Genomic DNA, 25498 nt, shown 5'->3' with positions numbered 1-25498 from the left:
ACTGACATTAAATAAAACATAGGTTTAAGAGTTAATTTTATACAAACTAACTAAGTTTACCCAATATCCATAAATTTAACAGTTTATTTACCCCAAACTGATAACTTAATTGTGCAGGGTGGTCAATTTGCCAATGAGCGATATCTGCGCGAGCGCCAACTTTTAACACCCCTCTATCAGTAAAACCTAAAGCACGAGCCGCATGTGCTGTTACGCCAGTTAATGCCTGCTCTGGAGTGAAATTAAATAAGGTGCAGGCCATATTCATCATTAATTGCAACGAACATAATGGTGATGTGCCGGGATTAAAATCACTGGCAATTGCGATGGGAACCTTGTATTTATTTAACAGTTCAATTGGTGGGTATTTCGTTTCTTTTAAAAAATAAAAAGCCCCAGGCAGTAATACCGCCACAGTGCCTGCGTTTGCCATAGCTTTAACGCCTGCTTCATCAAGGTATTCTAAATGATCAGCCGACAGGCCATTGTATTGTGCTACCAGCGCTGCACCGTGTTTATTTGATAATTGCTCGGCATGACACTTGATTGCCAAACCCTGTTTTTTAGCTGCATCAAATACGCGTTGAGTTTGTGCGTAGCTAAAGCCAATGTCTTCACAAAAAACGTCAACGGCATCCACTAGGTCATGTTCAACAAGCGTGCTTAGCATTTCATTACATACCAAATCTATGTAATCATCACTGCGGTTTTTAAACTCCAAAGGTAGCGCATGTGCCCCTAAAAAGGTGTTAACCACTTCAATGGGGTGATGTTGATTTAACAGCCTAGCCACCTCCAATATTTTTTTCTCATTGTCTATATCAAGCCCATACCCTGACTTAATTTCAACCGTCGTCACCCCTTCAGCTAACAATGCATTTAAACGCTCTTTTGCTGCTACAAATAACTGTTCGTGGTCAGCCTCTCGGGTTGCTTTAACTGTACTTGCTATTCCCCCTCCCTGCGCTGCTATTTGCTGATAGCTCACGCCCTGCAAACGCTGCTCAAACTCTTGCGCACGAGAACCGGCAAACACTAAATGTGTATGGCAATCAATTAAGCCTGGGGTTAACCATTGTCCTTTTACACTTAATATCGGGGTGGCTAACACATCAAAATTAGGTAAATCAGCTTGTTTACCTAGCCACACTATTTTGCCATTTTTAATAGCTAGCGCCGCATTTTCTATCGCCCCATAAGGCGCATCAATATTGCTATCCATGGTCGCAATGTTGGCATCTGTGAGCAATAAATCGATATCATTTAACTGTTCTGTAGATTCTGTGGCTTGCATAAGTTTCTCCGCGATAATGTTCAAACGAGTTTAACAACACATCTTGTATATACAAGGTAATTATGCCATCTTATTAAGTATTGTTTATTTTTAATACACCAAAAGCGTTTATGCCAACACCTAAATTTACACAAATAAAACAGTTTATTGTGGACAAAATACGCAGTGGGCTTTGGCTTGAAAACCAACGCGTGCCCTCAGAAAATGAACTGGCAAAGCAGTTTGCGGTAAGCAGAATGACCGCACGTCGAGCGTTAAGTGAGCTAACTGATACAGGCATTTTAACCCGTAGCCAAGGGCTAGGTACTTTTGTCGCAAGCTTTAAGTCGCAGTCATCATTACTCGAAATAAAAAACATTGCACATGAAGTCAAAGAGCGAAACGGAAACTACAGCTGCACAGTACAGGTGTTGGAATCAATCAATGCCGTGGCGCCAATTGCTATTGCTTTAGGTGTTGAGGTAGATAGTGTGGTGTATAGAAGTGTCATTATTCATAACGAAAATGACAGCCCCTTGCAAGTTGAAGAACGCTTTGTAAACCCGTTACTTGCCAAGGATTATTTACAACAAGATTTTACCGCTCTCACCCCACACGAATACCTATCAACAGTTGCCCCATTAACACAAGCAAGGCATACCGTAGAGGCTATTACACCAAGCAGTGAAATGTGTCAATGGCTTAACCTATATAACGAAGAGCCTTGTTTACAAGTAATACGCCGCACTTGGTCGGTTAACGGGATTGTTAGCTTTGCACGACTTATATCGCCGGGCAGTAAGTACCGCTTGGGCGGACAATTAACATTTAAAAATAATAATAAAGCGCATAACGCTTAATACTATTTAACAGGAGTGAACAATGAATCATCGACTGGACACACAGCGCACAATACGCGCGCAACATGGCAATCAAATAACCACCAAAAGCTGGCAAACCGAAGCGGCTAAACGCATGCTAATGAATAATTTAGACCCTGATGTTGCCGAGCACCCTCAAGCTTTGGTGGTGTATGGCGGGATTGGCCGTGCTGCCCGTGATTGGCCAAGTTATGACAAAATAATTGAAACGCTTGAACGCCTAGAAGATGACGAAACTCTATTAGTGCAATCAGGCAAACCGGTGGGTGTATTTAAAACTCATAGCAATGCACCACGTGTGTTAATTGCCAATTCAAACCTAGTACCGCACTGGGCAAACTGGGAGCACTTTAACGAGTTAGATAAAAAAGGCTTGATGATGTATGGCCAAATGACCGCTGGGTCTTGGATTTACATTGGCTCTCAAGGCATAGTGCAAGGCACTTACGAAACGTTTGTGGCTATGGCAAAACAGCATTTTGCTGGTAATGCTAAAGGTAAGTGGGTATTAACGGGTGGCCTTGGAGGTATGGGGGGCGCACAACCATTAGCGGCTACTATGGCAGGCTTTAGTGCCTTGGTGGTGGAATGTGATGAAAGCCGTATCGATTTTCGGATAAAAACAGGATATGTCGATGTAAAAGCCACAGATCTTGAGCATGCACTAAAATTAATAACAGATGCTTGCATAAAAGGAGAAGCGCTTTCTGTGGGGTTACTAGGTAACGCCGCCGATGTGTTTAGTACCTTGGTAAAGAGTGGTATTACTCCCGATATAGTTACCGATCAAACCTCAGCTCATGATCCACTTAACGGTTACCTGCCACAAGATTGGAGTATGGAATACGCAGCTAAAATGCGAATCGATAACCCACAAGCAGTTGTAAAAGCGGCTAAACAGTCAATGGCAGTCCAAGTAAAGGCGATGCTGGCACTACAAAAAGCGGGCGCAGCAACAACCGACTATGGCAATAATATTCGTCAAATGGCCCTAGAAGAAGGCGTGAGTAATGCATTTGATTTCCCTGGGTTTGTGCCTGCGTATATTCGTCCATTATTTTGTGAAGGTATTGGTCCATTTAGGTGGGTAGCGCTATCTGGCGATCCTGAAGATATTTATAAAACCGATGCAAAAGTAAAAGAGCTCATTCCAGATGATAAACACCTGCATAATTGGCTTGATATGGCGCGTGAGCGAATTCAATTTCAAGGCTTGCCTGCACGTATTTGTTGGGTCGGTTTAAAAGATAGAGCGCGCCTTGCTGTTGCCTTTAACGATATGGTTAAAAGCGGTGAGCTTAAAGCGCCGGTAGTTATTGGACGGGATCATCTCGACTCAGGCTCAGTTGCCAGCCCTAACCGTGAAACTGAAAGTATGAAAGATGGCTCCGACGCGGTCTCCGATTGGCCACTATTAAATGCCCTGCTTAATACCGCAGGCGGTGCTACTTGGGTATCACTTCACCATGGCGGTGGTGTAGGCATGGGGTTTAGCCAGCACTCAGGCGTAGTGATTGTTGCCGATGGTACTGATGAAGCAGAGCAGCGTCTTGCTCGAGTATTATGGAACGATCCCGCCACCGGTGTAATGCGCCATGCTGATGCGGGTTATGAAATTGCAAAAAACTGTGCGCAACAGCAGCAGCTAGACCTACCAATGCTTAATGAGGACAAGTCATGATTTCATATACACTCAAACCGGGTCAGCTTGACTTAAACACGCTAAGAAAAATTAACAAATCAGCCATACACTTAACTCTGGCCAATGATGCACAGGCGCAAATAGCTGCCAGTGCTCAAACAGTCCAAAACGTGATAAACGAACATCGCACTGTATATGGTATTAATACTGGCTTTGGGTTATTGGCCAATACTAAAATCGCTGACGATGAACTCGAACTATTACAACGCAGTATTGTGCTTTCACACGCCGCAGGTATTGGTGAGTTAATGGATGACAGCACCGTTAGATTGATGATCACACTAAAAATAAACTCTTTATCGCGCGGTTATTCTGGTATTCGCTTAGCTGTGCTTGAGTTTTTTATGCAGCTGCTTAAAAGTGAAGTTTACCCTTGCGTGCCTAAAAAGGGCTCAGTGGGTGCATCGGGCGATTTAGCACCGCTTGCGCATATGTGTTTGCCTTTATTAGGTGAGGGTAAAATGCGTTATCAAGGTGAGCTGATAAGCGCTACACAAGGGCTAAAAATTGCAGGTCTTGAGCCACTAACATTAGCTGCAAAAGAAGGGTTAGCCTTATTGAATGGCACCCAAGCATCCACTGCATTTGCACTACAAGGCTTATTTAGAGCCGAAGACTTGTACGCACAAAGCTGTGTTATTGGCTCTATCAGTATAGAAGCGGCCATGGGCAGTCGCGCGCCATTTGATGCGCGTATTCATGACATTCGTGGTCAGCAAGGGCAAATAGATACGGCTCACGTATTTAGAGAATTACTCGATAGCCACTCACAAATTAGTGACTCACATATTAATTGTGAAAAAGTACAAGACCCATATTGCCTGCGCTGCCAGCCGCAAGTTCTTGGTGCATGTTTAACCCAAATACGTCAAGCCGCCGAAGTACTACTGTGTGAATCAAACGGAGTAACCGATAACCCTCTCGTATTTGCCGATGTAGGGGATATTATTTCAGGCGGAAACTTTCATGCTGAGCCCGTTGCTATGGCCGCTGATAACCTGGCGATTGCTATTGCTGAAATTGGCGCCTTAGCTGAGCGACGTATTGCTCTATTGATTGACTCTAATTTATCTAAATTACCGCCATTTTTAGTAAAAAACGGTGGGGTAAATTCAGGATTTATGATTGCTCAAGTCACCGCAGCTGCACTGGCCTCTGAAAACAAATCCTTAGCACACCCTGCTTCGGTAGATAGCTTACCGACTTCAGCAAATCAGGAAGACCATGTTTCTATGGCAACGTTTGCAGCACGACGACTAGTTGATATGGCTAATAATACGCAAGGCGTACTGGCCATAGAATGGCTCAGTGCTGCCCAAGGGCTTGAGTTTAGAGCACCACTACGCGCGTGTGATAAAGTAGAAAGTGCCAAAGCACTGCTACGCCAACATGTTAGCTATTACGACAAAGACCGGTATTTTGCTCCCGATATTGAAGCGGCCAACACGCTACTAAGTGAAGGTAAGTTGTGTGACTTCATAAGCCACTCCCCCTTACCTTCTTATTAAATACCATACTGATAACTAAAACCCAGTGCTTCTATCGCTGAGCCAATAACTTTGCGCTCAGCGACCTCATTACTACTAAAGCTCGGCATTTGTGTGCCATACAGCTCACACTTTTGCGCATAATAATCTGCTTTGGTCGGGTGCGCTGGGTTCACCACGTTATAAATGCTCTGTCCTTGCGACCAGTTATTAAGGACCGCATAAATAGCATTGATCACATCTTGTTGATGCACCATATTCACTACTTGCTGACTAGAGGTATTGAGTTCTTTACCCGCCACAAAACGACCAGGCTCTCTATTTGGTCCCAACAATCCGGCTAAGCGAAGCACTTTACCTTGCTGTTCAAGCACTTGCTCTTCAGCGTCATACAGCTTTATTTGTCGCTCGTTAGTGCCTGATATATCGCTGCTTTCACTATAAACGCCAGGTTCTTGATCATATACCCCAGTCGATGAGCACAATAAAAAGCCTTTGCAATTAAGCTCAGTTGCCAGCTTTAACGCCTGCTCAAGCACTTGCGGATAATCACTTTCGCTATCTCGACTGCGAGGCGGGATTGCACAGACCCAATACGCATTTTGTAAATCAACTTGGTGCTGCAACTCACCGTTTTGTAAAACAAACTGACGTTCAAAATCAAATTGATGAGTGTCACTACGATGAGTCCCCTGCACTTGCCAACCTTGTTTTTGTGCATCAATACATAAGGCTTGGCCAAGCCAGCCAGCGCCAAGAACGACTAAATTATCTTTGTTGGTTTGCACTTTATTTACCCTTATTAAAACTCAATCAACGCGTTTTATAGCGATAAAAAATATAATTAACTTTATGCGACTAAAAATAATTTTAGCAAACGCTGGTTGCAGAAGATATTAACACACGCTTTTTTTCGATTAGTAATCTCTTTAATGATACCGCAACCATTCATTACATACCTGCAGATAAAGCGTATGACTTAAGTGACTTACCGAGAGTAATATATAAAACGATTGCTCAATTTAAGCTTTAAAAAACGATGGCTGCTAACAAGGCGTTTAAGGGTGAAATTTAAGCGCTTTGCTCTTGTTTTTAATTTATTCAGCACCATATCTTTAGGGTCTGTTTATCTGCAGTTTGAATCAAGTTTCGTTACATAACGCTATTTTTATGAGCGAGATCTCATTTTTCTGTTTTAAATGAAGATCTTTTTATTGAGGTAGTTTGATGTTTAGCAGAGTCTGGTATAGTAGCGCAGGTAATAAACAGTGCTTTTTAAGCAGCTTAATACAAAATTGCTAATTAATGTGTCCTAAAGGTTAATTTAAAGAATACATTAATTATCAATTGTAAAAAATGGGTTAGCCGATGCACGGCTAGCAAAAAAACACATTGTAACGGTTTTATCATGATATCTAATTTATTTACCAAGATTTTTGGTAGTCGCAATGACCGCACTATTAAAAACCTAAGAAAGACGGTCGCACTGATCAATGCACTTGAAACGCAGCTAGAAGCGCTTTCAGATGAAGATTTAAAAGCTAAAACAGCCGAGTTTAGAGAGCGTTACGATAACGGACAAAGCTTAGGCGATATTCTACCAGAAGCATTTGCAGTGGTGCGTGAAGCATCAAAGCGTGTAAACGGTATGCGTCATTTCGACGTGCAGTTATTAGGTGGTATGGTTTTACACCAAGGTCGTATCGCAGAAATGCGTACCGGTGAAGGTAAAACACTCACAGCGACACTGCCGGCTTATTTAAATGGTTTAACAGGTAAAGGTGTTCATGTCATTACCGTGAATGACTACTTGGCCAAACGTGATGCTGAAACCAATCGCCCATTATTTGAATTTTTAGGGTTAACCGTAGGCTGTAATGTTCCGGGCATGATGCCACAACAGAAAAAACAAGCTTATGCAGCTGACATCACTTACGGTACCAATAACGAATTTGGTTTTGATTACCTGCGTGACAACATGGCATTTAGTATTGATGAGCGCGTACAACGCCCATTATTTTATGCTGTAGTGGATGAAGTGGATTCAATCCTTATTGATGAAGCACGTACGCCACTGATTATTTCTGGTCCCGCTGAAGATAGCTCTGAGCTATACACTGAAATTAATACCATTGTTCCTCTACTTGAATTACAAGAAAAAGAAGACGAGGAAGGAATTGAAGGCGATGGCGATTTCACCATCGATGAAAAATCTAAGCAAGTTCATCTTACTGAGCGTGGGCAAATAAAAGTAGAAGAGTTACTTACCGAGCGCGGCCTAATTGAAGAAGGTGACTCACTGTATTCAGCAGCGAGCATCACGCTACTTAGCCACGTTTATGCAGCTCTTCGTGCGCATAAGCTTTACCAAAAAGATGTTGACTACGTTATTAAAGAAAACGAAGTCATCATTATTGATGAGCACACAGGTCGCTCTATGGAAGGGCGTCGTTGGTCAGAAGGTTTACACCAAGCTGTAGAAGCAAAAGAAGGTGTGAAAATTCAAAACGAGAACCAAACATTAGCCTCTATTACGTTCCAAAATTACTTCCGCTTGTACGAAACGCTAGCAGGTATGACAGGCACAGCCGACACAGAAGCGTTTGAGTTTCAGTCTATCTACGGTTTAGACACTGTGGTTATGCCAACCAATAAACCAATGATCCGCGATGATCGCGCTGATTTAGTTTACTTAACGCAAGAAGAAAAGTACGAAGCGATTTTAGCAGACATTAAAGACTGTCAAGAACGTGGTCAGCCGGTACTTGTAGGTACTATCTCAATTGAAAGCTCTGAGTACTTATCGCAGTTTTTACGCAAAGAAAAAATTAAGCACAACGTACTTAATGCTAAATTCCACGCACAAGAAGCAGACATTGTTTCTGATGCGGGCTTACCAGGCACAGTCACCATTGCCACTAATATGGCCGGTCGCGGTACCGATATCGTACTTGGTGGTAACTGGAACAGCGAAGTTGAAAAACTTGAGAACCCAACTGACGAACAAATTGCTGAAATAAAAGCAGCATGGAAAATTCGCCATGATGCGGTAATTGATGCTGGCGGCTTACACATTATTGGTACTGAGCGTCATGAATCACGTCGTATTGATAACCAATTACGTGGTCGTTCTGGCCGTCAAGGTGATGCCGGTTCAAGCCGTTTCTACCTATCGATGGACGATGCGTTAATGCGTATTTTTGCTGGTGAGCGCATGACTAATATGATGCGTAAACTAGGTATGCAACGTGGTGAAGCGATTGAACATCCATGGGTTAACCGCGCAATCGAAAACGCTCAGCGTAAAGTAGAAGCACGTAACTTTGATGTGCGTAAACAGCTACTTGAGTACGATGATGTAGCAAACGACCAACGTCGTGTTGTTTACTCTCAACGTAATGAATTGCTTGAAGAAGGTGATATTTCAGAAACGATTACTGCTATCCGTGGTGATGTGCTCGCTGGTGTGATTGATCAATACATTGCTCCACAAAGCTTGGCTGAAATGTGGGATATACCAGGACTTGAAGAACGCTTAAAACAAGACTTCTTAATTGAGTTACCAATTACTCAGTGGTTAGCTGATGACAATAAACTGTACGAAGAAAAACTGCGTGAGCGTATTGAAGAAGCGGTTGAACAAGCTTACAAGCAAAAAGAAGAAATGGTTGGCGATTCTGTACTACGTCAGTTTGAAAAAGCCATTATGCTTCAAAGTCTTGACCAGCATTGGAAAGACCATCTTGCTGCAATGGATCACTTACGCCAAGGTATTCACTTACGTGGTTATGCACAAAAGAATCCTAAGCAAGAGTACAAACGTGAGTCGTTTGAATTGTTCTCTGAAATGCTAGAAAACTTAAAAGTCGATGTCGTCGGTATTTTAAGTAAAGTGCAAGTTCGCGCTGAAGAAGATGTTGAAAAAGTAGAAGAGCAACACCGTAAAAGTGAAAATGCCCCTCGCGAATATCAACATGAAGAAGCAGAGCACGTAGGTGGTGAAGCACCACAAAGCGCTCAGGTTATGGCGCGTAGCGAGCCAAAAGTGGGTCGTAACGATCCATGTCCATGTGGTTCAGGTCAAAAATACAAACAATGTTGTGGTAAATTAAAATAACACCACTTTGTTAAGTTAGATAAAAAGCGACGCTTGCGTCGCTTTTTTTTATGCTATTTAAGGGAGAGATAATGACTAAAGTAATCATCAATGTTGCTGTGGGTGTAATTAAAAAAAATAACAATGTGTTTATTTGTAAACGTGCAGATGAACAGCACCAAGGCGGCTTATGGGAATTTCCAGGCGGAAAAATTGAAGCTGGAGAAAGTGTTTTTCAAGCACTGAAGCGCGAATTATTTGAAGAAGTAGGACTGACTATTCATAGCTCAAGCGAACTTGTCACTATAGAGCACGACTATGGCGATAAATGCGTACGACTTAATGTACACGTGGTCAGTAACTTTAATGGTCAAGCTCATGGCGCAGAAGGGCAACCAAGCGAATGGGTAAGTATAGACGAACTTGATAACTATGATTTTCCTGCAGCCAATGTCGAGATTATCAGCGCCATAAAAACGAAATATAGCTAGTTTTATCATCAGGTATAAAAGTAACTAAAAAGCCAGTGGGCATCATGCTCACTGGCTTTTTATTTTGCGATTAGTGGGGCTAACCGCTTAAGCTAATTTCAGCTTAAATTACCAAATTTTTACGCGATCTTCAGGCTTGATATACATTTTATCGCCCTCTTTAACATCAAACGCTTGGTAAAATTCCGGTATGTTCGACAAAATACCAATCACGCGATAATGACTCGGTGAATGTGAATCGGTCATTAAACGATTGCGCAATGCTTCATCACGGTATTTACGACGCCAAATTTGCGACCAGCCCATAAAGAAGCGTTGGTCGCCCGTATAGCCTCCAATAATGGGCGCTTTAGAATCACCCAGCGATAATTGATACGCTTTATAAGCGACGGTTAAGCCGCCTAAATCACCAATGTTTTCACCCAGTGTCAGCTCACCATTAACGCTGGCATCTTCAAACGGTTTATATTGATTATACTGCGCAACTAAGGCAGCACTTCGCTCTTCAAACTGCTTAAGGTCTGACTCGCTCCACCAATTACGTAAATTGCCATCACCGTCGTATTTTGCACCTTGGTCATCAAAGCCATGGCCTAACTCATGGCCAATAACCGCACCAATAGCACCATAGTTAACCGCATCATCTGCTTCTAAATTAAAGAAAGGAGGCTGCAAAATCGCCGCAGGGAATACTATTTCGTTATTCACTGGGTTGTAGTAAGCATTCACTGTTTGTGGCGTCATATGCCACTCAGAGCGATCAACTGGCTTACCTAATTTAGCAATCATATCTGCATAAGCCCACTCACTGTAGCGAATATAGTTACCTACTAGTTCATCAGGATTAATTACTAAATCTGAATAATCTTTCCATTTATCTGGGTAACCAATTTTAGGCGTAAACTTATCCAGCTTTTCTTGCGCCGCAACTTTTGTTTCAGGGCTCATCCACTCAAGGTTTTCAATTGCCACTGAATAGCCTTTAATCACGTTATCAACTAATTCTTCCATGCGCGCTTTCGCTTCTGGCGGGAAGTTTTCTTTAACGTAGACTTTACCTAAAATTTCACCCAGTACACTGTTTGATGCATCAACGGCTTGCTTCCAAAGTGGCGCTTGCTCTTCAACACCGCGCAATGTGGTGCTGTAAAAATTAAATTTCAAATCCACTAAGTCTTTATTTAGCAACTGCGCGTAATTACTAACGAAATGGAATTTTAAGTAGTTTTGCCAAACCGATAAGTCTGTATTTTTGAAAATGTCTGCAAATTTTTCAAAGTAACTTGGTTGGCGCACAATCAACTCTTGGGCATCAACACCAACGGCTTCAAAGTAAGCACTTAAATCAAAATCTCCCATTAACGTGTTAGCTTCAGCTACTGACATTTTATTATATGATTTTGTTGCATCACGACTTTGTACCCGACTCCACTGTGCATCAGCAAGTGTCGTTTCAAGGGCAAGTATCGCTTTGGCTGCATCAGCGGCATTATTAACGCCAGCTTTAGCTAAAATATCGGTAATATAGGTTTGATATGCCGCGCGAATTTTTGTGAATTTTTCATCATCTTTTAAATAATAATCACGGTCAGGTAAACCAAGTCCCGCTTGATAGGCATAAAGCGCATTTTCACTTGAGTTTTTAGCGTCATTATTAACATACCAGCCAAAAGGAAGATCTCCGCCTTTAACTTGTAGCTGTGCCATCAGTGTAACCAACGCGGCTTTATCTTTTACTGTATCAATGCTTTTAATAGCTGGCTCAAGTGGTAACATCCCTAACTCTTCACGAGCATTTTCAGCCATGTAGCTAGTATAAAATGCGCCGATCTTATATTCATCTGAACCTGGCTTTGCGCTGCTATTGGTACTGGCGTTTTCTAGTACTGTTTTCATTGCTTTTTGCGATTCATCATATAACTGTGAGAACGACCCATAGTTTGACTTATCGCCAGGGATTTCAGTTTTTTCTAACCATTTACCGTTTACGTGGTAGTAAAAATCATCCTGTGCACGAACACTTTTATCGATATTTTGTAAATCAACACCTAAGGCACCAGGGGTTGCTACCGGTGCGGTTACTGTTATTGCTTCTGCTTGCATTTCTTGTGGCTTTTCGCCGCAACCAACCAAACCTAACGCCAATGCAATACTGGCGGCAGTCATTGTTATTTTTTTCATAAGAATTCCGTATATTAATTAGAATAAATACGCATTTCATTAAGATTTGATAACTCAAAAAAACAACAATAGGATGCAGTCTATTATCTGCTTAATGAAATACGCATCAGCTACAACCTAATTTAGGAAGTACTAACTAGGCATGATAAACCTGATTTAAATAACAATAAAATCGAATATGTAACAAAGTATTTTAAAGCCAGCAAAACAAACCGAGCAAGGTGTTAAATGGTATTTAATTAAGGTTTATTTTTACCATGTAAAGCTAAGCGTTGAAGCTTTTCTTTTAATGACGGTGGAGCAGAATCGGCGATCGCATTTAAATAATCAGCCGTTTGTTCACTCATTTTAAGGGAATTCGTTGGTTTGCCATCAGCCACTTTAGGTCGAGTGCTTAACCGTTGAGTTGCCTGTGGATTGGCAGTAATTTTTATTTGCCCAAGCTCGGCCATACCCGCGGCTCTAAAATGCGATTGCATGTCCATTTTTAAATAATTAAGCCTAAGGGCAATAGGTGCAGAAACGGCTTCTATCATTAAGGTGCCGTCACGGTAATTACTTACTCGGCACTTTTCACCTAACTTAGGGCCTAAGAAATCGCGCAACAATTGTTGCTGTGTATCCAGTGCTTGGCTTTTTCCCGCATAGGCTGCTAAGCGGTTGTTCAGCCCAGCCATAATATCGGTTAACGGTTTTGGCGCATATCTATCTTTAGCCATATCACACCTTAAAAACATCAAAAGAAGGCTTGCTTAAATTAAACTTAATTTAAGCAAGCAAAGTGGGTTTATACCAATTCACTGAAATAAATATTATTGCGGATGGGTATTAAGCACCTGCTACTTGCATTTGTTCAATCAGTACTGAACCAGTCTGAATCCCGCCGCGACGTTCTATATCGCCACCTATAGCGGAAATACCTTTGAACATATCTTTTAAATTACCAGCAATCGTAATTTCGCTTACTGGGTATTGTATTTCCCCATTTTCAACCCAAAAACCAGCCGCACCGCGAGAGTAGTCACCGGTTACAGTATTCACGCCCTGCCCCATCAATTCTGTAACTAATAAGCCCGTACCCATGGTTTTTAATAATGCAGTTAAATCTTGATGCGTTTGTTCTACTAACCAATTATGAATACCGCCAGCGTGCCCTGTTGGGGTCATATTCATTTTACGTGCCGCATAGCTTGCTAATAAATACGTTTGTAACTCGCCACCGTGAATTATTTCTCTGTCGAGAGTTTTAACCCCTTCGCTATCAAATGGCGATGATGCTAAACCTTTAAGTAAGTGCGGACGCTCTGAAATATTAACGGTTTTGCTAAATACCTGCGTGCCTAAGCTATCCAATAAAAAGCTGGATTTACGATACAGTGCGCCACCACCAATTGCTGATACTAAATGGCCAAACAATGAATTAGCAATATCGGCTCTAAAAATAACCGGCACTTTCATGGTGCCTAGTTTTTGGCTGTTTAGTTTTGCTAGGGTTTCTGCTGCAGCTTCAAGTCCAACACTTGCTGCATCTTTTAACCCTGCTTGATCGCGAGAAATCGTGTAGGCTGAGTCGCGCTGCATATGCTCGCCCTCTTTACCTATCACCATAGTGCTTATGCTGTGACGGGTTCGAGGGAAGCCGGCAATTAAACCATGGCTGTTACCATATACTCGCAACCCTTGATGCGATGAAAAGCTAGCGCCATCTGAATTCACAATTCGCTCATCGGCGTTTAATGCGGCTTGCTCTGCTGCATGACACAAATCAATCCCTTGCTCTGGGCTTACATCCCAAGGATGAAACAAGTCTAAATCTTTAGGGGCAAACTCAAGCAGTTCTTTATCAGCAATGCCATTACATGGATCGTCTGAAGTGAATTTAGCAATATCGATGGCTTTTTCGACCACAGCACGTAATGTTTTAGGATTTAAATCAGCCGTTGATGCCGAGCCTTTGTTATTGCCAACATACACGCTAATACCTAAACCACCGTCTTGATTAAACTCAATGGTTTCTACCTCCCCCATGCGCGTACTTACCGACAGCCCCGAAGTGCTAGACATAGCAGCTTCTGCAGCGGTAGCACCTAGTTTTTTAGCATGTTCAAGTACTTCTGATACAGCGTCTTTTACTTGAGAGATTTGCGAATAAATTGGATCTTGGTGTTGGCTTTTCATAAATTCTGTCCTGAGCCCTGAAGGCCATATTGCACACATTTTTTATATTTAAATGCTAACACACTCACTGCACCACATCAGCTAATATTAATCACTAAAAGAATCGCGTATAATAGATGAAGTTATTTTTATTTAAGAGCACCCCATGGCGAAGAAAAAAGGCAAGCCTGCTGAAATTGAAGAAGAAATTATATATGTATCAAAAAGTGAACTTAAGCGCGAAGCGCAAGAGTTTCATCAGTTAGGATCTGAAATTGCCAAAATGGGTAAAAAGCAGCGCGAACGCCTGCCGCTCAATGATGACTTAAAAGAAGCAATGGTGGTTGCTGATAAAATAAGTAATAAAAGTGATGCCTACCGCCGACATTTAAATTACATCGCAAAAACCCTTCGTACGGTAGAAAATATTGAAGAAATTAAAGCGATCATTGATGTCATGCTTAATAAAAATAACCAAGCTGAGGTTATGATCAAAAAAATTGAGCAACTGCGCAGTGATTTAATTGAACAAGGCGATGACTTAATCAACGAAACAATTGAACAATATCCAGCTCTTGAGCGCCAAAAAATGCGCCAAATGGTGCGTAATGCTGCCAAAGAAGTAAAAGCTGAAAAACCAGCGAGAAGCTACAAAGAGTTATTTCAGTACTTAAAAGACGCCATAATGTAACGCAGCCGCGTTATATATTAAAAAGGTGCTGCGGCACCTTTTTTTGTTGTAGATCAAAACCTCCTCCTCTTTGCTTTTTTACAATACGCAGCAACTTAAAAGATAAGGTGCGCGTGATGATTAAACTTCCTCAATGGGATCAAACTTTAATAAACAAATACAATGTATCGGGCCCGCGTTACACGTCTTACCCGACCGCGCTTTCGTTAGCTGATGGTTATCAGCAACAAGATTTGATTAGCGCTATTGAATCATCGCAAACCCGTTCGTTGTCTTTATATATTCATATTCCTTTTTGTAGTCAGCTTTGTTATTACTGTGGCTGTAATAAAGTCATTACTCGCCACCAATCTAAAGCCGATACCTACCTAGACTTTTTAGCTAAAGAAATTGCAGCACAAGCACCGCTGTTTCAAGATTATCGGGTTGAGCAATTACATTTAGGGGGCGGCACACCAACTTTTTTAACCGCAGCGCAAATGACGCGCTTAGTAAAGCTGCTAGAGCAACACTTTAACTTTAGCGATACCTGCGAGCGCGGTATCGAAATCGACCCTCGCTCACTGGCTGACAATATGCTGGTTGATTTAAGCGAGTTGGGGTTTAATCGTGTGTCATTTGGTATTCAAGATTTTAATGATCAGGTTCAGCTGGCTGTTAATCGCCCTCAGCATGTTGATGAGGTAAAGCAATTAATTACCCAAGCAAAACAGTTGGGCTTTAAATCAATTAATGCTGATATGATTTATGGCCTGCCACTACAAACACCTGAGAGCTTTACGCAAACGATTGAGCAACTTATTGCCTTAAACCCTGACCGCGTTTCAGTATTTAACTACGCTCATTTACCAGAACGTTTTGCCGCCCAACGTAAAATTAAAGACGCCGATTTACCCAGTGCGCATAATAAGCTCACCATGTTTAAAAATACCCTAGAGCAAATGACGCAGGCGGGCTATCAATTTATAGGTATGGATCACTTTGCAAAAGTTGATAATGAGCTAGCCATTGCACAAAATACGAATCAGCTGCATCGTAATTTTCAAGGCTACACCACTCATGGCGAGTGCGACTTATTGGGCTTAGGTGTCTCGTCTATTTCGCAAATAGGCACAGCGATATTACAAAATAAAAAAGAGTTAAAACATTATTATCAAGCAGTTGATGAGCAAGCAGGCAGTGCCATTAATAAAGGCATGCATTTAACCCAAGATGATATTATTCGCGCCGATGCGATTAAGCAGCTTATTTGCCAGTTTGAGCTTGATATGAGCGTATTCGCTAACAGACATAAAATCAGCTTTAATGACTACTTTCAAGATGCTTTAGAGGCACTCGCACCATTAATTGCCGATGAAATGGTAACAATAGAAAACAACCTAATTAGCGTAACACCAAAAGGGAATTTATTTATTCGTATTATTTGTATGTGCTTTGATGCGCATTTACAAAAACAGATAAATGCCACTCGCTTCTCACGCGTTATATAATTTAAAACTAGCACGCATAAAAAAAGCAGACCAAGGTCTGCTTTTTTTATATATGCCGTAAAATCTAAGCGCTAGTTAAAAACCACGTTTTCGCTGCCTTGGGCTGCTTTAAACTCAACAATAATTTTTTTACAGTCAGCTTCTATTTCATCACTCAGTGATTCTTCTGCGCGCCAGCGCGCCGTGTCTTGCTTAAAAATTTCTTTTTTAGCGTACTTTTTGCGCGAATCATGGGTTGGCATTTCTTTTACCACGTCGTACATTTTATAAATACCCGGGTATGCACTCGTTAGGTCGCGCTCAGTATCAAAACTATATTGCGACATAAGCACCCAAATACGTAAGCACCCCTCAGAATAATCACATTGCTTTTCATTCATAGCACGTGCAATTAAATGAATACTATCGGCTAACTTCGCATTACGCTTTAAACGCGACTGTTTTAGCTTTTGCTGTTGCTCTGCCTGTTTTTTGCTAATTAGCTTTTTTTGCACATTTAGCTGATAGAGCAACTGACCCGCATAAAATGCCAAGCCCGCTATAATAGCAGCACCTACAACTAAGGCTAAGATCACTGCTGTACTCATTGCGTGTCCTTATTACTTATCTTCGTCGTCATCTAGCCATTCATTCGCTAGATCGTTTGATAGGTATTGATCAAAGTCTGAATTACTGTCTTCATCGCTGAAGTCATCTTCAAACTCTTCTTCATCTTCAATGCCTAATAATTTACAAAGCACTTGGTGACGCGCTATGCGGCTATTAAAGTATTTTGCATCTTTACCCGTTAGCATTTCACCTTGCTCATGACGCTCAACTAATTTAAGTAAGCGCTCATCATTTTCAAGGGCTTCTAACTCTTGTTCAGGCGTTAATTCTGGTTCAACAGCCTTTTTAAGCTCTGCTACAGGTTTAAGGTTACGTTTCATTTCGATTTTTGGCTCAGCAGCAGGTGCAACCAATGGCACTGCTTTTTTACTACCAACGCGTTTATCTTTAGCAGCCGAACCTGCTTTTTGAGTGTCATTACTCAATGCATCCGGTGCATTACGTGAACCAGGCTTAGCGCCCTTAGTTTTTTTAACACGTTGCTCTTTCAATGCGCGCATTTCTTTAAGCTTATCTTGACTTAAACGAACGGGACCATTTGATGGAATTTTACGTGACTTTTTCTTTCTACTCATATCTTGATCGTCTCACTTAAGAGGTTTTGAGCGAGGCGCAACTCAATGGGCATCGCGGTGCTGGCCTAGCCAGGATAATTCAGTTTGGGCGTTTTGCGCGCCAAAGCACAGTTAAGGTGCTTTTTTTAAACGGGGGGTATTGTAACAGGACAAATAAAAAGGCGGTAGAGAAAACATCTCTACCGCCTACTAATCTGAGCGCCATTATATGGACACTTCTCCCTTCGACTTTTTAGTCTTTATTGTTTTTATTATTATTTTCTATCCGTATTTTTATTATTTATCTTCCGTGTAGCATTCCATTTTGTTTTTATTATTAAACTTCCATGAGTATTTTATTATTTTCGGTCTTCCTAACACTTTTTTGATATTTCCTTTGGTAGCACACTCTATGTGCTATTCAGTCGTGCCGCGCTACTATCCTTATAACGTTTTCCTATTTGTTATTGTTTTTGCGACAGGGGTTAATTTACTCGTTAATAATTTTGTTACAACTAATTTATATCTTTTTTCTTGTACTACATATGACAAAAAACACTAAAAAATATAAATTACAATAAGTTATATTAAAAAATAAAAATAAAATGAGATTTTTCTTACACCAAAGTATGGTCAATGTCTTACAAGAGAAGGAGCTTTATCGGTCACGGCAGGCACAAAAAAAGCAGCTAAAGCTGCCTTTTTCACTAATTAACATTATATTATGTTAACAACATCTAAATAAATACGACTTTAGTGTAGACCACCAAGGTATTTAGAGAGTGTTTCAATGTCTTTATCTGTTAGTTTCTTTGCAATGTCCTGCATAACACCATTTAGGTCGTTATTACGAACACCATCTCTGAACTGTTCAAGTTGTGACTTGATGTATTCTGGATGTTGGAAAGAAATCTTTGGGAATTTAGCAAGTGAAGAGCCATTACCACGTGGACCATGACAAGCCGCACATGATGGGATACCGCGCTCAGCATCACCTGCTTTATATAACATTGCGCCTGTTTCTTGAACATCTTTCGGTGTAGCACCTTCAGACATGTTCAAAGAAGCAAAGTAAGCAGCCAAGTCTTTCATATCTTGATCACTTAATGGCATTGCCATACCGCTCATTACTGGATTCATACGACCTTCTTTACCGCCCGAAGTCATACCTAATTTAAATTCAGTAAGTTGCTTGTATATGTAATCTGCGTGTTGGCCTGCAATTTTTGGGTAGATGTTAACCGGCGCATTACCGTCTGGGCCGTGACAAGCCGCACACGTTGCTGATTTTTCTTTACCTGCGTTTACATCGCCATCAAATGCTGTTGCGTTGCTTGCTGACAACGCACCAAGCAATATAGTTAAAGATAGTGCTATTTTTTTCATGGTGAATTCTCTGTTTCCGACCCTGTATCATCTACAATATGGATGTTGTGATTTTTATATTCTACACGATATTAAATTCTCTGGCACGTTTTCTACACACATTAAACCTATAAATTATAGGGTTTTGAGTAAAATTAAACGCTAAGCCAGTTAAAATGTACTGTCAGCAATGATCTTACATGCTCAAATACACTTTTTAATAGCTACTTTATAGTATAAAATACGCGCCACGGGTGAATTTGGTTTACCCAATGTTATTTTTTTAAGTTTTAGGAGAGCCTGTGCTCAAATCTCGTATCAAGTATAACACTGCGTCTTTTGTTACAAGCGCGCCAGACATCACTAAATTACCTGCTGATACGGGAATTGAAGTCGCGTTTGCCGGTCGCTCTAATGCAGGTAAATCAAGTGCGCTAAATGCCCTAACCGATCAAAAGTTAGCACGAACCAGTAAAACACCCGGCCGTACTCAGCTGATCAACACCTTTGAACTTGCCGATGTAGATAATATGCGCCTAATTGACCTACCTGGCTATGGGTTTGCAAAAGTGCCGATTGAAATGAAAAAGAAATGGCAAAAATCGCTAGGCGAATACCTGCAAAAACGTCAAAGTTTAAAAGGTATTGTGGTATTAATGGATATTCGTCATCCATTAAAAGATTTAGACCGCGACTTAATTAACTGGGCTGTAGGCAGTGAAATTCCGGTATTGGCACTATTAACTAAAGCCGATAAGCTAAAGCAAGGTCCGCGTAAATCACAAGTTCTTAGCGTACGTCGTGAGTTAAGTGAATTAGATGGCGATATTACGGTTCATGCATTTTCATCACTTAAAGGCACCGGCTTACCAGAAGTCGCTAAAAAGCTAGATGAGTGGTATTTAGGCCCAATCGTGGCCGTTCCACCTGCTGATTTAGTAGCGCCAGATAGCGAATAATTACTGTAAGTAAAATTTCTGCTGTGCGGAGGTAATAAAATAGCCGAGCTCATCTGTTTCGGCTATTTCAGCCCACTGATAAAACACATTTCGCGCAACTCGCGCAAAGCAGCCGTAGGGTAACTGCATATAAGGCACAGCCGCGCCTTTGTAGTCATTGATATAAAGTGACTCAGAACGACTTAATAACCATGTACGGTTTAAGTTATCAATACAACAAATAACACTTCCCTCTGATGTCTTTTCACTATGCCAATTTACAATAATAAAAGGCGCATCCTTCACCTCAATCGCGATTTTTTCTACGGGTGTTTTTAAGTAAAACTGCCCATCTTCGTTGCATAATACACTGGAAAAAAGTTTCACCATTGATTGACGGGTAATTTCACTACCTGCGTAAAACCATTTACCTTGCTCATCAATCAATAATGGTAACTGCCCGCAGTGAGCGGGCTGCCATTGTTTAAAAGGTTTGCTTGGCTCGCTGAGTTGCTTGCTAAGCTCGTTAAGTGAAATCACTGTTTTTTAAATGTCAGTGCAAAAGTAACTGGCACGGCAGTAGCAATTGAAGGTAATCCGGCTAATTTTTGTAACTGCATTACCCCTTCGGTGATCTTAAAGTCATCACTGTTGATAATGATAGGAGTGAATGATGCCACACTTAAATCTCCATTGGCCGCACTGCTTACGAGTACATCAACAGCAAGTGGCTTTTTATGACCATGAAAGTCTAGCTCAGCGCTAATACCTTTTAATACGTACTGCCCTGGTTGCTTAATAAGTGACAACTTATCAGATAAGTCAGCGGTTAATACTGCGTTTGCAAACGTGTCAGACTCAAACAATATTTTACTTAAACGTTCGTTACGGATAGGGATAAAGGTTTCGGCTGAGGTTAAATCAACGTTTACGCTAAATTGACCCTGATCGCTCAGCTGCCCTGCTAACTGAGTAAAGTGACTTGCTTCAGCAATGCTATTTTTTTTAATTGATACAAAACTTAATTGGCTTTTATCGTTCAATAGTTGCCAGTTTGCCGATGCAGCACCTGAAACTAGTAAACATGATAAAGATAAACCTGCGATAGCTAACGTTTTAAACATAATGCACTCCTAAAATAAAAAGACTTATACCGGTAAAAATAATACTTTGATCAGCCCAGCTGAAAATCATTAGTTACTGTGTGGTAAATCGAAAATGCTAAGTAGACTGATGGTATCACTTGAAACGCTAAGTGCAATTAGAGAATAAATTTAACGCTTGGATGCAAGACAATAAAAAAACGGCCCATCAAATATATGATAGGCCGATATAGCAAACTGGGGAGAAGCTATTAATACGTTGCATCTTACGATGCATCATCAACAGGATGTCCTACAGGATGAGGACGGGCGGCACTTTACCAAAAGCAAGTGTAAAAATACAAGCATATTATTGATAATCGTAGCGAATTGACGAACCTCTAACGATTTAATACAAACTGCTGTTTAATTTAACTTTTTTTTAACCTGCAAGATGAAGAAAAAGCGCCTAGCGGCGCTTTATGATTCTCTTTTTGGACTCTGTATTTGGCCTATATTAAAACCAGTACAGTAGCGCTAAATTAGTGTGCTTGTTCCCAGTTATCACCTTCGTCAGCTTCAACAATAAGTGGTACATCTAACTGCGCCGCTTGTGACATCAGCTCACAAATCTGTTTGGTATATTGCTCAGTACATTCTGTTTTAATCTCAAATACCAATTCATCGTGTACCTGCATGAGCAGCTTAACTGTATTAGGTGCTTGCTGATTAACCCAAGCATGCACGCTTAACATCGCTTTTTTAATAATATCAGCCGCAGTGCCTTGCATCGGCGCATTAATTGCTGCGCGCTCAGCGCCTTTGCGACGAGCGCCATTGCGCGCATTTATTTCTGGTAAATGTAAGCGACGGCCAAAAATTGTTTCTACATAGCCATTTTCGGCCGCTTTCTCACGCGTTGTTTCCATGTATTCTAAAACACCTGGAAAACGCTCAAAATATTTATCAATATAATGCTGCGCTTCATGGCGTGGTACATCAAGTTGACGTGCTAAGCCAAATGCTGACATGCCATAAATTAAGCCAAAGTTTACCGCTTTAGCTTTACGGCGCATATCTGATGTTACCTCTTCAAGCTCAACCCCAAATACTTCAGCAGCCGTGGCACTGTGAACATCTAAGCCATTAGCAAATGCGCTTAGTAATCCCTTATCTTGCGAGAGATGCGCCATAATACGCAGTTCTATTTGGCTGTAATCGGCAGCCACAATTTTATACCCATCTGCGGCAATAAACGCTTCACGAATACGACGCCCTTCCTCTGAACGAATAGGAATATTTTGTAAATTAGGATCGCTTGAGCTTAATCGACCCGTTGCTGTTACCGCTTGGTGATAAGAAGTATGCACTCGCTGCGTGCGTTCATTGACTATCAAGGGTAACTTATCGGTGTAGGTTGATTTGAGCTTAGATAAACCACGATGCTCAATAATCACTTTAGGCAGCGGGTAATCGTGTGCTAACTCTTGCAGTACTTCTTCTGCTGTAGAAGGCGCGCCTTTGGGTGTTTTTTTGATAACGGGCAATTCGAGCTTTTCAAATAACAGCACCTGTAGTTGCTTTGGTGAGCTTAAGTTAAACGGTTCGCCCGCGATTTCAAACGCTTCTTTTTCAAGCTCAAGTAATCGCTCACCTAAACGTTGGCTATGCGTGGCCAACATGTTGCTGTCGATAGCAACACCAGTGCGCTCAATATCAGAAATAACACTTACTAGTGGCATTTCTATATCTTCAAACACCGATTTTAGTTTTTCATCCGCTTCAAGTTTCGGCCATAACACTTGGTGCAAACGCAAAGTAATATCGGCATCTTCAGCGGCATAAGGCGCTGCTTTTTCAAGTTCTATTTGATTAAATGTAAGCTGCTTTTTACCTTTACCAGCAATATCTTCAAAGCTAATATTTTTGTGGCCTAAGTATTTAAGCGCCAACGAGTCCATATCATGACGGGTGCCTACGCTATTAAATACATAAGACTCCAGCATAGTGTCGAACTTAATACCATTTAATTCGTAGCCTGCATTGGCAAGCACGCTTTTATCGTATTTAAGATTTTGACCTACTTTAGCTTTATTTTCGTCTGCTAATATTGGCCCCAACTTTTGCATCACAAATTCAAGGCTTAACTGATCGGGCGCACCGGGGTAATCGTGTGCTATTGGTAAATAAGCCGCTTCCCCTGCTTTAACCGCAAAGCTCATACCGACCAATTGCGCTTTCATATACTCTAAACTGGTTGTTTCTGTATCAAAAGCAAATAGCTCAGCTTCATTAAGCTGTTCTATTAATGTCTTAAATTGGGCCTCAGTTAAAATAGTTTCATAGTGCGCATCTTCAACTTTTGGCAGCTCATTCTCTTGCGTTGGTACTGCTAAATGTGTGTCGGCATCTTTTGGGTTGTCTAGCAATTCAGCTAGCCAACGACGAAACTCACATTCACCGTATAAGGCAATTAATTCGTCTTTATTCGGTGTTTGTAATTTAAAAGTATCAAGATCAGATTCAACCTCAACATCACATTTAATAGTGGCAAGCTCATAGCTTAACGGTAAATGATCAATCGCTTTTGCCAGTTTCTCGCCTATTTTACCTTTTATATCAGAAGCATTATCAATCACGCCCTGAAGCGATCCGTACTTTTGTAACCATTTAACTGCTGTTTTAGGTCCACAACCCTCAACGCCAGGAATATTATCTACTTTGTCGCCCATTAAAGCTAAATAATCGATAATAAGTTCAGGTCCAACACCAAACTTTTCAACCACAGTTTCGGGATCTGAAATACTGTCGGTCATGGTATTAATCAAGGTTACATGCTCATTGACCAACTGCGCCATATCTTTATCACCAGTCGATACCAGCACATGACGTTGTTGCTCAGAGGCAATCCGTGCAAAAGTACCGATTACGTCATCGGCTTCCACGCCCTCAATACTAATTAACGGAAAACCCATTGCTTTGATAATACTGTGCAGCGGCGCTATTTGAGTACGCAGATCATCAGGCATTGGCGGACGGTTCGCTTTATACTCACTGTACATATCATTTCTGAAGGTTTTACCTTTGGCGTCAAATACCACCACCATATGTGAGGGATCATATTGTTTGATCAAACTTTTAAGCATGTTTACCACGCCATAAATGGCACCGGTGGCCTCACCCTTAGAGTTCGTTAGATGTGGTGGTGAATGATAAGCACGAAACAAATATGAAGAGCCATCAACTAAAATAAGCGGGTTTTCGGGGATCTGAGCCATGGTAAAATTGGATCCTAAATACAAAAAAGTAATATGAGTGTAAGCATGCCATAAGGCAGTAAATAAAACGACTGTGAATTAATGTGAGTAATCGCGCTACATTTTTAGTAAGTTGTGGATAACTATGTAGATAACACCCACAGGCAATTCATCCGAAGCATCTTGAAATGCCTAGATTAATTTGTAATTTATTGTTTTGTTTAAAAAAAGATAATTCGAGGTTCTTTTTTATTATTTTTTTATTAATGTGGAAAAAGCATTTATACCGTCACTGGTTTTATAACCCACCTTAATTATTTACGTCCATTTAAATAACTGGATGAGCATTCTAGCATAATGGATCAAAGATCATAGCGATCCTTTATAATTTTTTTCATGGCTACTAATCACTAAATGGCATATAGCGCATAACAACGTGCTTTGCGCCTAAAAAACGAGCAAATAAATTTTTAAATCGGCTGATTCATCGTGTTAAACTTTATTTAAGAGACTTTAATGGAGCGAAATGATATGAAAAATATAGCTGTAATTTTAGCAGGTTGTGGTGTGTTTGATGGTAGTGAAATTAATGAGGTGGTACTGACTTTATTACACATTGAAAAAAATAATGCTCAGTATCAGTGCTTTGCACCTGATATAGAGCAGTACCACACCATTAATCACATCACTGGTGAAGAAATAGCACAGCCGCGAAATGTATTAGTTGAATCAGCTCGCATCACCCGTGGCAATATAAAGTCACTCGCTGAATTAGACGTTACACAATTTGATGCACTCATTATCCCTGGGGGCTTCGGGGTAGCTAAAAATCTATCTGACTTTGCTATTAATGGCACTAACGCTAAAGTAAACGAGGCAGTACTTAGCGCTTGTAAAGCGTTTGCGGATGCAAAAAAAGCCACGGGTTACATGTGTATTGCACCGGCTCTATTGCCTTTTATTTATCATAAACCTCAGCTTACTATTGGTAATGATAGCGACACAGCCGAGGCTCTTAGCACATTAGGCGCTGAACACGTAGAGTGTAAAGTGGATGATATTGTTATTGATAAAAGCAATAAACTCGTTACGACACCGGCCTATATGTTGGCACAGTCTATTATGGATGCAGATGCAGGAATCGATAAGTTAGTGCGTAACGTATTAGCTATGAGTTAGTCGTAAGGGCTTTGATCGCATTAAAGGCGTGATGATCCCGTTTTATAATTTAACTATGCGCTAAA

20 protein-coding genes are annotated in these 25498 nt (G+C 41.0%); 9 read left to right on the top strand and 11 right to left on the bottom strand.

Features of this window, described 5'->3' with window-relative positions:
* Window positions 1-46: 46 nt before the first annotated feature.
* Window positions 47-1294: an imidazolonepropionase gene (gene hutI / locus KK487_RS01445; RefSeq protein ID WP_215521905.1), complete on the bottom strand. Its 1248-nt coding sequence runs from the start codon at window positions 1292-1294 to the stop codon at window positions 47-49.
* Between the two features lie 110 nt (window positions 1295-1404).
* Here hutI and hutC point away from each other — a divergent pair, with 110 nt between their 5' ends.
* Genes hutC through hutH form a run of 3 tightly spaced genes read left to right on the top strand, consistent with a single transcriptional unit; the run spans window position 1405 to window position 5364 of the window.
* A complete protein-coding gene (gene hutC / locus KK487_RS01440) occupies window positions 1405-2133 on the top strand; it encodes a histidine utilization transcriptional repressor HutC (RefSeq protein WP_096038897.1) in 729 nt (242 codons plus the stop codon).
* Between the two features lie 22 nt (window positions 2134-2155).
* Entirely contained in the window at window positions 2156-3835 is a 1680-nt protein-coding gene (hutU, locus tag KK487_RS01435) for a urocanate hydratase (RefSeq protein WP_036955754.1), read from the top strand.
* Window positions 3832-5364 (top strand): histidine ammonia-lyase, encoded by a 1533-nt coding sequence (gene hutH, locus KK487_RS01430; RefSeq protein WP_013463891.1) that lies wholly within the window; start codon window positions 3832-3834, stop codon window positions 5362-5364. Before hutU ends, hutH begins: the two co-directional genes overlap by 4 nt.
* Here the strand turns inward: hutH and KK487_RS01425 are convergent.
* Window positions 5361-6131: a Rossmann-fold NAD(P)-binding domain-containing protein gene (locus KK487_RS01425; protein WP_016899310.1), complete on the bottom strand. Its 771-nt coding sequence runs from the start codon at window positions 6129-6131 to the stop codon at window positions 5361-5363. The two genes, hutH and KK487_RS01425, sit on opposite strands and share 4 nt — an antisense overlap.
* 620 nt (window positions 6132-6751) lie before the next feature.
* On the opposite strand from KK487_RS01425, the gene secA reads away from it, so the two are divergent.
* Both secA and mutT read left to right on the top strand, forming a co-directional pair.
* Window positions 6752-9460: a preprotein translocase subunit SecA gene (gene secA / locus KK487_RS01420; protein ID WP_013463887.1), complete on the top strand. Its 2709-nt coding sequence runs from the start codon at window positions 6752-6754 to the stop codon at window positions 9458-9460.
* Between the two features lie 71 nt (window positions 9461-9531).
* Window positions 9532-9930, top strand: a complete 399-nt coding sequence (gene mutT / locus KK487_RS01415) for an 8-oxo-dGTP diphosphatase MutT (RefSeq protein ID WP_013463886.1) — start codon at window positions 9532-9534, stop codon at window positions 9928-9930.
* A gap of 108 nt (window positions 9931-10038) precedes the next feature.
* On the opposite strand, the gene KK487_RS01410 is transcribed toward mutT, so the two are convergent.
* The 3 genes from KK487_RS01410 to pmbA form a co-directional block, all read right to left on the bottom strand.
* Complete coding sequence (locus KK487_RS01410) at window positions 10039-12111, bottom strand: M13 family metallopeptidase (protein WP_215521904.1); 2073 nt, start codon at window positions 12109-12111, stop codon at window positions 10039-10041.
* Window positions 12112-12350: 239 nt separating this feature from the next.
* On the bottom strand, window positions 12351-12830 hold the full coding sequence (locus KK487_RS01405; RefSeq protein ID WP_036955747.1) for a DciA family protein: 480 nt from the start codon (window positions 12828-12830) through the stop codon (window positions 12351-12353).
* Window positions 12831-12939: 109 nt separating this feature from the next.
* Window positions 12940-14289 (bottom strand): metalloprotease PmbA, encoded by a 1350-nt coding sequence (gene pmbA, locus KK487_RS01400; protein WP_013463883.1) that lies wholly within the window; start codon window positions 14287-14289, stop codon window positions 12940-12942.
* 145 nt (window positions 14290-14434) lie between these two features.
* Here pmbA and yjgA point away from each other — a divergent pair, with 145 nt between their 5' ends.
* On the top strand, window positions 14435-14959 hold the full coding sequence (gene yjgA / locus KK487_RS01395) for a ribosome biogenesis factor YjgA (RefSeq protein WP_013463882.1): 525 nt from the start codon (window positions 14435-14437) through the stop codon (window positions 14957-14959).
* A 116-nt stretch (window positions 14960-15075) separates the two neighbouring features.
* Window positions 15076-16449, top strand: a complete 1374-nt coding sequence (gene hemN, locus KK487_RS01390; protein ID WP_028834476.1) for an oxygen-independent coproporphyrinogen III oxidase — start codon at window positions 15076-15078, stop codon at window positions 16447-16449.
* 71 nt (window positions 16450-16520) lie between these two features.
* Here the strand turns inward: hemN and KK487_RS01385 are convergent, their stop codons facing one another.
* The 3 genes from KK487_RS01385 to KK487_RS01375 all read right to left on the bottom strand — a co-directional run bounded on the left by KK487_RS01385 (window position 16521) and on the right by KK487_RS01375 (window position 18998).
* Window positions 16521-17036, bottom strand: coding sequence for a DUF2489 domain-containing protein (locus KK487_RS01385; RefSeq protein ID WP_138764321.1), 516 nt, complete (start codon window positions 17034-17036; stop codon window positions 16521-16523).
* Window positions 17037-17048: 12 nt separating this feature from the next.
* Window positions 17049-17633 carry a Der GTPase-activating protein YihI gene (yihI, locus tag KK487_RS01380; protein ID WP_013463879.1) on the bottom strand — a complete coding sequence of 195 codons (585 nt, stop codon included), beginning with the start codon at window positions 17631-17633 and terminating at the stop codon, window positions 17049-17051.
* Between the two features lie 732 nt (window positions 17634-18365).
* Entirely contained in the window at window positions 18366-18998 is a 633-nt protein-coding gene (locus KK487_RS01375; RefSeq protein ID WP_013463877.1) for a c-type cytochrome, read from the bottom strand.
* Between the two features lie 281 nt (window positions 18999-19279).
* Between KK487_RS01375 and yihA the strand changes: the two genes are divergently transcribed.
* The gene (gene yihA / locus KK487_RS01370; RefSeq protein ID WP_013463876.1) at window positions 19280-19936 is read left to right on the top strand and encodes a ribosome biogenesis GTP-binding protein YihA/YsxC; all 657 of its coding nucleotides are present in this window, start codon (window positions 19280-19282) and stop codon (window positions 19934-19936) included.
* Here yihA and KK487_RS01365 read toward each other — a convergent pair whose 3' ends face one another.
* The 3 genes from KK487_RS01365 to polA all read right to left on the bottom strand — a co-directional run bounded on the left by KK487_RS01365 (window position 19937) and on the right by polA (window position 24275).
* The gene (locus tag KK487_RS01365) at window positions 19937-20455 is read right to left on the bottom strand and encodes a DUF1285 domain-containing protein (RefSeq protein WP_138764322.1); all 519 of its coding nucleotides are present in this window, start codon (window positions 20453-20455) and stop codon (window positions 19937-19939) included. It abuts the gene before it with no gap.
* Window positions 20452-21039 carry a YceI family protein gene (locus KK487_RS01360; protein ID WP_013463874.1) on the bottom strand — a complete coding sequence of 196 codons (588 nt, stop codon included), beginning with the start codon at window positions 21037-21039 and terminating at the stop codon, window positions 20452-20454. The genes KK487_RS01365 and KK487_RS01360 overlap by 4 nt, the downstream gene beginning before the upstream one ends.
* Window positions 21040-21539: 500 nt before the next feature.
* Window positions 21540-24275, bottom strand: coding sequence for a DNA polymerase I (polA, locus tag KK487_RS01355; protein ID WP_138764323.1), 2736 nt, complete (start codon window positions 24273-24275; stop codon window positions 21540-21542).
* A 510-nt stretch (window positions 24276-24785) separates the two neighbouring features.
* Here polA and elbB point away from each other — a divergent pair.
* Window positions 24786-25433 (top strand): isoprenoid biosynthesis glyoxalase ElbB, encoded by a 648-nt coding sequence (elbB, locus tag KK487_RS01350; RefSeq protein ID WP_171040101.1) that lies wholly within the window; start codon window positions 24786-24788, stop codon window positions 25431-25433.
* Window positions 25434-25498 lie beyond the last annotated feature (65 nt).

The sequence above is a fragment of the Pseudoalteromonas sp. SiA1 genome, assembly GCF_018732205.1.
Taxonomy (GTDB): domain Bacteria; phylum Pseudomonadota; class Gammaproteobacteria; order Enterobacterales; family Alteromonadaceae; genus Pseudoalteromonas; species Pseudoalteromonas tetraodonis.
The sequence above is the reverse complement of the archived record's forward strand: the minus strand, read 5'-3'. Positions and strand labels throughout refer to the sequence as shown.

Bases quoted from the DNA above. Each gene is read 5' to 3' on its own strand.
- KK487_RS01385 (WP_138764321.1), bottom strand. From the start codon at position 17,036: ATGAGTACAGCAGTGATCTTAGCCTTAGTTGTAGGTGCTGCTATTATA.
- mutT (WP_013463886.1), top strand. From the start codon at position 9,532: ATGACTAAAGTAATCATCAATGTTGCTGTGGGTGTAATTAAAAAAAAT.
- KK487_RS01375 (WP_013463877.1), bottom strand. From the start codon at position 18,998: ATGAAAAAAATAGCACTATCTTTAACTATATTGCTTGGTGCGTTGTCA.
- hutC (WP_096038897.1), top strand. From the start codon at position 1,405: ATGCCAACACCTAAATTTACACAAATAAAACAGTTTATTGTGGACAAA.
- hutI (WP_215521905.1), bottom strand. From the start codon at position 1,294: ATGCAAGCCACAGAATCTACAGAACAGTTAAATGATATCGATTTATTG.
- secA (WP_013463887.1), top strand. From the start codon at position 6,752: ATGATATCTAATTTATTTACCAAGATTTTTGGTAGTCGCAATGACCGC.
- hutH (WP_013463891.1), top strand. From the start codon at position 3,832: ATGATTTCATATACACTCAAACCGGGTCAGCTTGACTTAAACACGCTA.
- hemN (WP_028834476.1), top strand. From the start codon at position 15,076: ATGATTAAACTTCCTCAATGGGATCAAACTTTAATAAACAAATACAAT.
- yihI (WP_013463879.1), bottom strand. From the start codon at position 17,633: ATGAGTAGAAAGAAAAAGTCACGTAAAATTCCATCAAATGGTCCCGTT.
- polA (WP_138764323.1), bottom strand. From the start codon at position 24,275: ATGGCTCAGATCCCCGAAAACCCGCTTATTTTAGTTGATGGCTCTTCA.
- KK487_RS01405 (WP_036955747.1), bottom strand. From the start codon at position 12,830: ATGGCTAAAGATAGATATGCGCCAAAACCGTTAACCGATATTATGGCT.
- KK487_RS01410 (WP_215521904.1), bottom strand. From the start codon at position 12,111: ATGAAAAAAATAACAATGACTGCCGCCAGTATTGCATTGGCGTTAGGT.
- elbB (WP_171040101.1), top strand. From the start codon at position 24,786: ATGAAAAATATAGCTGTAATTTTAGCAGGTTGTGGTGTGTTTGATGGT.
- yjgA (WP_013463882.1), top strand. From the start codon at position 14,435: ATGGCGAAGAAAAAAGGCAAGCCTGCTGAAATTGAAGAAGAAATTATA.
- pmbA (WP_013463883.1), bottom strand. From the start codon at position 14,289: ATGAAAAGCCAACACCAAGATCCAATTTATTCGCAAATCTCTCAAGTA.
- KK487_RS01360 (WP_013463874.1), bottom strand. From the start codon at position 21,039: ATGTTTAAAACGTTAGCTATCGCAGGTTTATCTTTATCATGTTTACTA.
- hutU (WP_036955754.1), top strand. From the start codon at position 2,156: ATGAATCATCGACTGGACACACAGCGCACAATACGCGCGCAACATGGC.